This window comes from Maribacter sp. MMG018, assembly GCF_018100785.1.
In the GTDB taxonomy this organism is placed as follows: domain Bacteria; phylum Bacteroidota; class Bacteroidia; order Flavobacteriales; family Flavobacteriaceae; genus Maribacter.
The window spans coordinates 61634-73999 of record NZ_JAGJEC010000004.1; the positions used below are offsets into that span (position 1 = coordinate 61634).

The 12366-nt window shown below is 36.5% G+C and carries 9 protein-coding genes; all 9 read right to left on the reverse strand.

What is annotated here, in order from left to right; genetic code table 11:
• Positions 1–20: 20 nt before the first annotated feature.
• Entirely contained in the window at positions 21–3278 is a 3258-nt protein-coding gene (locus tag J8L85_RS15325; RefSeq protein ID WP_211018718.1) for a TonB-dependent receptor, read from the reverse strand.
• 571 nt (positions 3279–3849) lie between these two features.
• The gene (locus tag J8L85_RS15330; RefSeq protein ID WP_211018720.1) at positions 3850–4116 is read right to left on the reverse strand and encodes a hypothetical protein; all 267 of its coding nucleotides are present in this window, start codon (positions 4114–4116) and stop codon (positions 3850–3852) included.
• Between the two features lie 573 nt (positions 4117–4689).
• Entirely contained in the window at positions 4690–5466 is a 777-nt protein-coding gene (locus tag J8L85_RS15335) for an SDR family oxidoreductase (protein WP_211018723.1), read from the reverse strand.
• A 22-nt stretch (positions 5467–5488) separates the two neighbouring features.
• Complete coding sequence (locus tag J8L85_RS15340) at positions 5489–6406, reverse strand: Gfo/Idh/MocA family oxidoreductase (protein WP_211018725.1); 918 nt, start codon at positions 6404–6406, stop codon at positions 5489–5491.
• A gap of 22 nt (positions 6407–6428) precedes the next feature.
• A complete protein-coding gene (locus tag J8L85_RS15345) occupies positions 6429–7301 on the reverse strand; it encodes a hypothetical protein (RefSeq protein WP_211018727.1) in 873 nt (290 codons plus the stop codon).
• 90 nt (positions 7302–7391) lie between these two features.
• A complete protein-coding gene (locus tag J8L85_RS15350) occupies positions 7392–8645 on the reverse strand; it encodes a sialidase family protein (RefSeq protein ID WP_211018730.1) in 1254 nt (417 codons plus the stop codon).
• A gap of 345 nt (positions 8646–8990) precedes the next feature.
• Positions 8991–9947 (reverse strand): aldo/keto reductase, encoded by a 957-nt coding sequence (locus J8L85_RS15355; protein ID WP_211018732.1) that lies wholly within the window; start codon positions 9945–9947, stop codon positions 8991–8993.
• A 9-nt stretch (positions 9948–9956) separates the two neighbouring features.
• Positions 9957–10772: an aldolase/citrate lyase family protein gene (locus tag J8L85_RS15360; protein WP_211018733.1), complete on the reverse strand. Its 816-nt coding sequence runs from the start codon at positions 10770–10772 to the stop codon at positions 9957–9959.
• Between the two features lie 64 nt (positions 10773–10836).
• Entirely contained in the window at positions 10837–12360 is a 1524-nt protein-coding gene (locus tag J8L85_RS15365; RefSeq protein ID WP_211018735.1) for a hypothetical protein, read from the reverse strand.
• Positions 12361–12366 lie beyond the last annotated feature (6 nt).

Consider the following 12366-nt stretch of genomic DNA (forward strand, 5'->3'; position numbering starts at 1 on the left):
GTAGATATTTTAAAATTGATTTAGAAATTAATTGATACACCAAAAATCAGTTCTCTTGGAATAGGATATCCAACATCTGAATCCGTCACCTCTGGATTAAGTCCTTCATATTTAGTAAAATAATGAAGGTTATTACCTGTTAAATGAAGCCTTACATCTTGCAATCCAATCTTTTTCACAGCATTCGATGGAAGATTATAAGCTAAAGTGACCTCCCTAATGCTCAAATAGTCTGTTTTTTGAAAGAATCTTGAACTCCCTCTAGAATTCCAAACATTCCAATTTGCGTTTTGATCCGCCCAATAATATTTTGGTTGATCTGTAATATCGCCTTGATTCTCCCATGAGTTAAGCACGTTTGCACTAATCGCATTTGCTCCGGAAAAATTACCCTCAAGTCTAGCTCCCGTCTCATAATAAACAGTACCTCCTAAGGAATAATCCATGCGAAAATTCATACTAAAGTTCTTATAGGTAAATTGGTTTGAAAAACCACCTGTAAAATCAGGATACTGATTCCCCATATAAACCATATCCCTAGTGTCAATAATATTATTACCATCGGCATCCAACCAATTAACATCTCCGCCAGATTTGGTTTTATCATCCCTAGGAATTAACATATCCACCGGACCCGCGGCAGCTTCCTCATCGGTAGCGTATACACTAACTTGTTTGAATCCATATAAATCCCCTATTCTTCCTCCTTCTTGGAGTCCGCCTTTCCATGCATATTCACCTAACTCAGAATCCCAAACATAATAACCTCCCACACGATTATTTTCAACACCATTTGGTGGAAGTTTTAGAATTTTAGTATTCACTTTTGCAGTATTAAAAGACATATTCCACTGCAATTCAGATGAATGAGGAAGTATATGAGCATTCACCCCAATTTCTATACCTTTATTTTCCAATGAACCATAGTTTGTAATAATATTATCAAACCCAGATGTTGGCGGCATGTCAAGCGTTGTTAACAAATTATCACTGACTCGTCTATAATAATCGAACATTATATCAATTCTCCTATTAAAGAGCCCTAAGTCTACACCAAAATCCAATGTTTTTGATTGTTCCCATTTAAGATCCTGATTAGGTAAAACAGAAATCTGCAGAGCAGAATTACTATCATACTTGGCATTTGAACCATATTCTCCCTGAGCCTGATAATAACCAAGACCACTAATATTCCCTGTTACACCGTAACTTCCTCTTAGTTTTAATTGAAGTACACTTTCAGGTATCATGTTTGCCCAAAAATCTTCTTTGTTCACTACCCATCCTGCCGAAACACCTGGAAAAACCCCCCATTTATTTTTTTCACCCAAATTTGAGGCTCCATCGTATCTTAAACTTGCACTCAGAAGATATTTTTCTTTGTAATTGTATGTAGCTCTTGAAAAATACCCCAACAACACATGATGGGTTTCCTGACCAAATACAGAGGTAGGCACTGCAGAACCATTTAATGTAGGAATTAAATCGGTTGCAGCGCCATTACCAGTTGCCTCTACTTCATCAATATCATTCCCTAAATAAGAAAACCCAGCCATTAAGCTTAAATCATGATTGCCTAATTTTTTTGCATAATTGAAAACACCGTTAAACTGAGGACTATAACTTTGAATCACTGATGTACTAGCATTTCGAGATGTATCATAAGAGGCCACTCCGTTCCAATATGCACCAGTAAAGTTTCTCGAATAGTCCGTTCCTTGCTTCCAAGAAAATTGTGGCTCAAACGATAAGCCTTTTGCAATGTCAAAATGGCCACCTACAATCAGAGTTAAATCATTAGAAAGATTACGTGCATCATTAACCGACAAAGAATACAATGGATTAGAGTAGGAAAAATTTCGGCCCGGGGCCAATGTACCATCCTCAAAGTAAAGTTTATTTGTTGGAGGCTGTATAAGACCATCTCTAAAAACACTTTGTATATTATGAACTTGAGTATTCTTCACATTAGAATACATAACTTTAGCATAAGCCTTAATTTTGTCAGTTATTTCTATTTCACCCCCTAAATTTAAAGTGTATCTCTTATAATCCGTCTGAATAGCTATCCCTTCATTATCCGAATACCCAAGTCCTAAACTAAATGACGTTTTTTCTCCACCCCCAGAAATTGATAACGAATGATCAATAGAAACAGCTGTTCTAAAAAGCAAATCCTGAAAATCGGTATCGGAAAAAATTAATGTTTTTGATGGATCTAAGGGATCTGGCATACTTTGCCAACCCTCATTTAGTTTATATTCATTTTCCGGGGTTAAATACTGCAAACTTGAATATGTGCTGTTTGTTAAATCATTACCTATTCCCCCAGCATATGTAGACCCATCCAATTGCGGCGCTATAGCCGGAAGTATTTGTGACGTTGCATCTAATCCTATTCTAGAATAATACACAAAATCCTTAGCACTTAACAAATCATACCTTCTGCTGGTCTCTCCAAACCTTACATTAGTTTTATAATTCACCTGAATTTTTCCACTTTTACCAGATTTTGTTTCAACAATAATTACCCCATTAGAACCTAAAGCACCATAAATAGCAGTAGATGCAGCATCCTTCAATACCTGAATTGATTCAATATCGGATGGATTAATATCGTTCATATCATAACGTGTTACACCATCGATAACATATATCGGAGAGGCACTATTAGGGCTATTAATAGAAGTCCCACCCCTAATTACAATATTCGGGGCAGCACCAGGCTGTCCAGAAGTACTTTGAACCTTTAATCCAGCTATTGTTCCTTTAAGCGCAGTAGCTGCATTGGTAAAAGGTATATTTTCCAAAACTTTGTCATCTAGTTTAGAAACAGCTGTGGTTAGTGTACTTTTAGATTGACTACCATACCCAACGGCCACAAACTCATCTAACCCAAACGCCTCTACTTCCATTACAATATTATAAGATGCACGCCCATCAATAGGCACTTCTTGCGATTTCATTCCTATATATGTAAATTCCAAAAATTCAGCATCAGACGAAACTAAAAGAACAAACTCTCCATCAAAATTAGTCATGACGCCCTGTGTTTTCCCTTTTACCAATACATTGACCCCAGGTAAAGGCTGGCCATCTTCATCAACAACTTTTCCTTGGATTGATTTCTGGTCAACTTGAAGATTTGACAAAATAGCATCATCATAGAGATTCGCATAAACATCTTGTTGACTTATGAAAATCGAGACGAAAATCAACAATAGACGATAATCTATTTTGAAAAAGTGCAGTAGAGGACTTTTAAACTTTTTTTTCATTGGTTCTGGATTAATTGGTTATTATTATTTTAAAATGACAGATACGAACATTAAAACTTAATTAGAAGTTGCCAAAACTCACTATGGTATTTTATTCGCAACAACCCCCACATACAATCATTATAATGTTTGAATCAATCAAAAATAAACATTTTCAGTCAATAAAAAACTAAAATAACAATAAAATATTAGTCACAATATTATCATATTATTAAAAACAATACCCTTTTACAATCACATGTTCATGAATAAAAGCTCATCATTAACAGTAATATCTCGTAACTACTGTTTATATAGGCACTTACAAAAGAAAATAGCATTTTTATATCAAGTTATTCATATTTTGACTAAATCAGTCATATAAAATCATTGATAATCAAAAAATATCCGCGATTATAATTCAGAAATACAAAAGGCAACTGAAAGGTTTTTGAATAGTTCATTTTATATATTAGTTCTCATTTTATTCATGTTGCGAAGAAATAATCCTGAACATTGACACTAATAATAGAAGTATTATCGAAAAGAACATACTCAAACCCAATAAGAACAAATAAGATACACTAAAAAATCATGTTAAACGTGCAAAACCAGAGCGCTTTCGGTTATTTCCCGTTTTTTCAGTGATGCGGCTACGTTCAATGATTTTCCCTATGTTTTCAAAGACTATATCAAGCGCATCGATGAATTTTTCAGAATACTCCTCTTTTTGCACATACATCAAGTAAAAGGCTGATGATACCAGTAAACCATGATCTAGCATTTTTCTTATATATACCGCTTTGACCCCAAGAAAATCTGTTCCAAGTTGAACGTTTAGCTTGGGTGAAGAAGGCATGCCTCCGATTACGATTTTACATGTCGTGGATGTATCTACTACTACATTATCAAGGTCTGCAAACCGCTTCGTGCATTTCGATAATTAAAGCTCCTAGCAATATGGGAAAGAATAAGTCTGACATATGGATAAGTCTGGTAAAGTCGCCGTATTTACTTCTGATTATTTTCGTCAGATATTGCCCTATTAAGAACTATAAACAAAAGCAAATTTCCCTTTTCCAATTTCACTTAAAGATGCACCCTTTATTTGAGTTCTTCCTTAACTCATGCATTCATTTCTTCTCGATTAACTGTTCCGTGAGGTATCCCAAAATAGAGCCCGTGAATAACCTTAGTCGGCATATATCTTAGTAATGCATTTCTATGTCCTTTATCGCCTAATATACCCGTATCTTAAAAAAAGGCAATACATCGAAAGCAAAATGCTTTTGGATTATGGTGATAGGCATGAATATCAAATATTTCATCGGGAATAAACCCTGCGAACTTCGATGTTACAATATTACGTTCTTGCTTTCCTAATATTTTTGCATACTTCATCCTATAATATTTTTGAATTACTTATATCCGGTTAGGCATTCAGTCCGCCATCCATCAATATATTCTCACCGTTAATATAGGCTCCGGCATCGGATGCAAGGAGAACCATTAGTCCTTTGATATCATCATTGTTTGCAAGTCGACCTGCAGGCACCTTTTTACAGTAATTTTCAAGGAAGCGTTCCGGTTGGTTGTTGAATAATCCACCCGGGCTTACGCAATTGACCCTGATATTTTTATTAGCCAGTATCTTTGTGAGATATCGGGTGAGGTTAATCAGTCCTCCATTGTGAAAAAAGTAATCCGGTGGAGGGTTTCCCATATCGGTTCCCTCATAATTGGTAAGGTCAGGACCATACATACCCATCATGGAACTGATATTGATAACACTTCCTCCTCCATTTTCCTCCATAATTTTGCACATCTCACGCAATATATCCACCATTCCGGTAGCATTGACCCGCATTGATTCAGCAAAATTCTCCATTGAATCGTCATACCCATTCATGGGACGCGCAACAGCATTATTTACGAACACATCAAGTTTTCCAAACGATTTCAAAATTTCCTTTTTGAGCGCTAAAACAGATTCATGTATTCCTTGATCTACCTGCATGGCGTGAACATCCAACCCTTTAACTCGAAAAGCTTCGGCTACGGCTTGTCCATTTTTTAAATTACGTGACGCTATTATAACTGTTCCTCCAGCTTCACCAAGCCCTTCCACTATGCTTTTACCATAGGAGCCTGCACCACCGGAAACCAGAATAACTTTTCCTTCTAAATTCAATAAATCTTTTACGTTCATCTTATATATTTTTTGGTTGCCTTTATAAATACACGGTTTTACCCCCTTTTTCGAGACTTTCCGTTGCTCCGATAAGGGTTTTAATGATCATTTCCGTTTTTTCAAATGGGAGCCTAGGCTTACTTTCTTCTACCGATCTGACAAATTCAATAATATTGTCTCTGAACATGGAATACGAATTTTTAATATCCATTAATCTCCATCCTTTTTGTCCAAACAATGAAATTTGAAAGGTAGGAGCGATGTCCATAAAGAGGTGTAAGGTGGTCACTAAACCATTTTCAAACTTAATATAGACAATGTCTTTTCCAGCTTCCCCAACGTGTTTTACGGATACCGGTTTAGGGTCATCCAACAAAGAAAACAATGCTTCCATAAGATGGACTCCATATTTAATCCAATCTTTTTTACCGACCGCAGTGACCAATTCCAAATTGCCCAAAGAGGCTAGCTCTTGTTTTACAATCCTACATTCGTTGGCATAACGCATCGAAGAACAGGACATAATGAATTTTCCTTTGGCGTTTTGATTTGAAAAATATTCCAAATCTTCAACGGTAATGGCGAGTGGTTTATCAATAAAAATGGGAATGTCCGCATCGATAAAAGGCTTTGCCATAGCGACATGGTTTCTCGGATCATCCCTCGCCAGTATTACAGCATCGACCATGCTAGCCATTTCTTCCAAACTACTTGCAATGGTTTCAATTTTTGCAGTTTTTGCGATGCTTTCTGAAATGTATTTATCTTGGGTCCAGACACAGGTGACTTTTGCCCCACTAATGCCTAAAGTATCCTCATTCGCTTTTAGGTAGTTGGATACAGCTGGGTAACCCATCTTGTTAATCTCCTCTGCATTATAGCAACCATTTATTATGGCCGACCATGAGTGGGGATGAGCATTTCCTTCGCTCATTCCTATAATCCCTAATTTTATCATATTGTTTAATTTCATTAAAAGCCTAACGCCCCGCTCCTGCAACACTCAATATTGCATTTGCGGCAGCCATTGTTATTTCTATGTTATCCTCATCAATATCTTTATTCATAAACGATGTGAGAAAAGGTATATCTTCTTCGGTAGCAATATATTGGTATACGGTCAGTGCTGAAGAGAGCTCATTGAAATTCGATGAATATATTTGTTCATCCAACTTTTCCCTGCATTTAAATACACGTTTGGAAAACAAGGAATCTTTAGGTGTATTTGCCAGTGTACAGGTCAATAAACTTGTATACAACGGTGAATCCTTATGTTCGTTAACAGCTCTAGAAGATAATAAATCCCAATTTTGGACACTTATATCCTTCATTTTATATAATGCATAAATCGCTATTTTCTTAACTAAAGTTGATTCTTCAGAATTTAAAATGATGTCAATAAATTTATTTTTCACCTCGCACATTTTCTTTTCCGAAGTGTAGGCTGTACCCCAATAGGTATAGGCCCACATTGGGTCATGGGTACTTTTAAGGACCGAATCCGTAACCTTAACAGAAATAGAATATGGTGACACTTTTAATTTAGCCAAAGTTTCAGCGGCATGTATACGGTCAAGGGAAGTATACTCTTCGTATACCATTGAAATTGAATCGAGCCACTTATTTTTTTCCTCTAAAGATATTGACGCTTGATTTAACACGCGCCACAACCCTATACGGTAATAAGGCTCTTTTCTATTATACTTCTCTTCTTCAGCAAAAATGTCGTACACATTATTTGAATAATTATGATTAAGAATGTACTCTGCTGCATGGACCTTCTGCCATTTGGAGGAATTCTCTATAGCATACTGCAACTTGTCCTTCGCGTTTTTAACTACTGATTCTGACACAAAGTTTTTTTTATTCATTTGGCAACTAAATATTTGGGTACCTATTGAAACCAGGATTATATATCCGGTTATTTTTATAAACCTCATATATCATTTATTCTCTATTTCTAAAATAGTACCAGCAATATAGCGTGTGCCATTATCATGATTAAAGTAATAGATTACTAAAACGTTGTCATCCTCGGTTTGGGTTGCCCAGGTATAACCAATATCCCTACTACCTCCATCATCACGAAGTACGATCTCGGGAGCTGTTGCAAAATCGGTACATTCCGGATTTAGAATACGGGTGCGTATCCCATATGGTTTATGGCGGTATCCGTAAGTTAGTAGTACTCTCTTATCTTTTAACTGCAAAGCATTTAAAGGATGTCCTTGGAAACCCATCGACTCCCATTTAAAAGTTTTACCCCCATCCGCCGAACGGGAAATAACAGCTTGGTCTTCAAAATTAGCGGTCCTTAAAAAACCTACAAGATCTCCTTTTGGAGTTTCAATTATTGATGCTTCATTAAAAGAAATTATACTATCTACAGCTACCGGAGAAACATAATCCCATGATAATCCTTGATCCTTAGATGTGATAAGATGATTTGAGGTCTTAGTAGGGGTGTCATGGGCAGCTACTATCCATAAAATCTTACCATCATTTGCCTCATACAATGCTCCTCTATTATATGCAGAAACCGGATTACCAAATGCATCATTCAATATTTCCGGTTCTATATGTGGAGGATACAAAACGTCACCCCATGTTTGCCCGCCATCATAAGAACGAACCAAATAACCCCCTAAAAAAACGGCATTCTCTGAATTAATTAAATTAGGTTGCTTTAAATTGGATATACCATCAGGCCTAAGAAAAGCCCAACCATAACTTGCACAAAGAAGTGTTCCATCTTTCAATTGCAACAAACAGGGATCTTGGGAACCTCCAAAGGGATGGGAATAAATTAATTCAGGCTTTTCAGTCCATGTTTCTCCATAATCATTTGATCTTACCATTACCAAATAGCTATTTGGGTCAACATGGTTTGTCTCCCCCTCTCCAAATATTCTACGATCCGGCGCCCTACGAAATGCTACTAATATCTCGCCATCCGGTCGTGTTATTACCGACGGAAATGTTGAGAAAAACATAGAATCCCTGTAAATTACGACATCCTTTATTTTACTTACACCTAGAGTACTATCCCCCAGATATTGCTTATTTTTATGTGTAGCTGTTCGGGAATCTTCTTGTTTTATTTCTGTACTTAAATTAGCTGAATTCGTCTTTTTACAACTCAAAGCAGAAGCAAGAATGAAACATAAAAAGCAAACATTCATTAACTTATATTTCATGATAATTGTGCTTTATTCGTTTTTTATTAAGTCCGTCTGAGTAGATTTCAACAGTCAAATCAAGTTCTTTTAAATTATTTTTAATCGTATTAGCAATACTTCTGACGACGTGCCGATTAAAGAATTAGTTCGAGAGTGCGATTGTTCTACATTACATTGGAGGGATCGTTGGCTCCAAATTGAAAACAGGCCGCAGTTTTATGTAAAACATTACAAGTAATAATCATATAACAACCCTTCAAAACCCTATCAAAAAAGATATTTAGGGAGTATAAAGATGCTAAAGAACAAGAACTTTAATAATTGATATTAATAAGTTTACAATAACCGACTATAAGTAAATCATTATGTCAACCATCCCATTCTTTCCCATTTCACCAAATCTAAAAAATCAACATCAGGGTACTCAAGTTCTCTTGCTCTCCCTAATAATTCTTCATCTAAATAATTGCCATCTGCAACATCTACTGAGTTCTTTAAATATTCTATCCGATCAATACCAACAAGTACTGAAGAAACTTGATCGGATGACAACGCAAATTTCAAAGCCAATCCGGCAAGATCACAATTTAGTTTACTACATAATTCTTTATATAGTTGAAGATGTTGTTGGACATCTTTTAATTTAGGATGCAAAGACCTTCCTTTTTTGCTCAATATTCCTTTAAACAAAACAGAGCGAACCATAATCCCTATTTTACACTTCTCCGCCAAAGGAAAATGCATCTCTTGTGATTGATTCATTAAATTGTAAGGTAATTGCACTACATCCCAATTTCCCACCTCAATAGTCTTCTTTGTTTCTTCCAATGAATAGGTGGAAGCCCCTGTTGCCCTAATCATTCCTTTGTTTTTTAATTCAAGAAAAGCTTCGGCAATTACATCATTATCCAAAATCTCAAGATCTGCTTGATGTAACATATAAACATCCACATAATCAGTTTGCAAGGCCTTTAAACTATCATTTAAGGACTTTTCAATAATTTGCTTTATTTTTTTAGCCGAGGGCAAGACTCCAAACTTGTCTCGTATTTTTACACATTTTGTACTAATGATTACTTCATTTCTTTTATCCTTAAAAGCTTGCCCCATAATATTTTCACTAGCACCATACATACGTGCCGTATCAAAAAAATTAATTCCTTTGTCCAAGGCAGCATGCAATAGGTTAACAGATTCACTTTGCGAGAGCATATCAGCTTGGCTTTTAACCCCAATACCATATGGCATTCCTATTTCAACACCACCAAAGGCAATTTCCGACACGTGAATTCCCGTGTTTCCCAAAAGTCGTTTTTTCATATTACAATATTATTTATATGGACTTTCCGTTCCTTTTTTATTTTCCTCTGCTTCATTGTCTTTTCTGGAATCGAATCCTTTGACAATATCGCGGCAATAGGCTGACAGACCTACGACATCCGCCCCTACGCTAACAAAATCATAGCCCATATCCAGTAATTCATTCAAATTATCAGGACTGCCAACTGTGGCCGCATATTTACCATATTTATTGGCCATTTTCGCTATCAACTTTCGGGTTTCAATTAATTTTGGGTGATTCCATTGTCCAGGAGCACCAATTCCCTGACTAAAATCCCCAGGACCAAAAAACAACATATCATAGCCCTCCAATGCTGCAATTGCCTCAATATCCTCCAATGGCTCGGGGTCTTCTATCTGCAGGGCAACAAAGCGTTCTTTATTCGCTAATCGAATGTATTCATTAAAATCAAGTGCCGTATAGGCTCCGTCTGCATTACCCCCATCAATTGGACGACGACCGACTGGATGAAAACGAACCATATCAACAACCTTTTTAGCATCTTCCAGACTCATAATATGGGGAACCATTATCCCAGTTGCATCCATTTCCAACGGTCTAATATAATCGCTGTAACCGCCACGGGAAACCCTGACCATGACGTCGGTATCATGTGCTTTTGCAGCCCAAATTCCTGCAGAGAGCGTAGACCAATCCTGGCCAATATGTTCCTGATCTACCCAAACACAATCGAATCCCGAGATTGCAACAATCTCGGAAACTTTTGCATCGTTCAGATTGACTTTAAAACAACTGGCCGTCTTTCCTCCCCTTAATTTTTCCAACACTCTACTTCTTCTCATATTTTTATTATTAAAAATTCATCGAAATTATCATAAACCAAGGTATTACAGGCTATGCCTCCTATTAATCAGCACGTTTAGCTTCTGTACCTGCAAAAAAACCATACAATTCCGTATTCACCATCTCAAATTTTATACTAAAAGTATTTTCGTTTTTAGGCAGCTCGCTATGCTTTTTCCATCGAATTGATTGAACAGTCCCATCTTTAACAATTGGGTGACAATCTTCTAAAGAATATCCGGGAATTGTGTTGCCTTCCGAATCGATTAATGTTGCACGTAGGGATCCATTACTAGCATCGGCATTGATAAACAATGGACCATCTGCATTTTGTATGGTCTTAGTAGTAATTGAGGCCGATTCCTGGCCAGCATTCAAGGAAACAAAACCATTCAAGCGCAGGGTAGCCAGTCCAATCCCACTATTTCTGACCTTACTATCGTGTGTATTGTCCCAGCCACCGTAATAAATCAGTGTTTTATCACCATGATTGAACACGGGAGCACAAAAAATCATTCCATCGTCCCAACTGTCGATTTTACCCAATGGGAGAAATGTTTTCTGATTTGCAACCCGCTGCCATTTCTTATTGTCATGACTAATAGTAAGCTGAATATCAATAGTCTCATCACCCGGTTTTTTATACGATTGAAGTAATCCAATATATGAGTTTCCATATTGGGAAACAGTCATCCCATAAGACTGAGGGTCTTCAATATCGAATTTATGACTGATAACAACTTCGGGCTCCGACCAATTTATTAAATCGCTGCTTTCGATACGTACAATTTGCCTAAACGCTGGCCAAGGTTCTGCCCAACCTTTGGTGTAGGCAACAAATTTACCTGTTTTTGTATCTTTCATAAGAGACATAACATCACTAATGGATTTGGATGTTTTATTCACAGATAGAACAGGGTTTCCTGCATACTTCGTCCAATGGATGCCATCGGGTGAAAAGGCAACGCACATTCCATCGTCCTTGTACCCTTCTTTCCCCAAAGGAAAGTCCCACCAAATCATTTTATACCTTTTGGCCGGATCAGGATCTTCATTATCCTTTATTACACTTGGGGAATATAAATCATGAAACCCATAATTATGAAGAACAATATTATTCTCCGTCAACCCTTTATACTCTTTGATTCCAAGATTTGGTCGGACCCAATTAATACCATCTTTACTGATAGAATAAAGAATTGGTGTTTTTTCCTTTATTTCAGCTTTATGATTATAACTCTGATACCAAAATTTGAAAATAGAATCCTGCTCATCAAAAATAACAGTTCCAAAACAATATGGATTTTCTTCCCAAGGAACATCTGCCCGAATCAAAGGATTATCATTATGCCTTTCGGGCTGATGTAGTTTGTATGTAATATTTGTGCTATCCTCAATCCAAAAATCATCAATAAAAAGTTGCCAATTAGCCGTAGTTTTTGTCAAGGAACTTTTAAATTGATTCGAAACCTGTACCTCTGTATTATTTTTACACGCAGAAATTTGGGCAACAAAATAAATTATAAACAAAAAATACATTGAATTAACCGTCACTCCCCTTTTTTTATTTATAATTTCCCTTTTCATAATTGA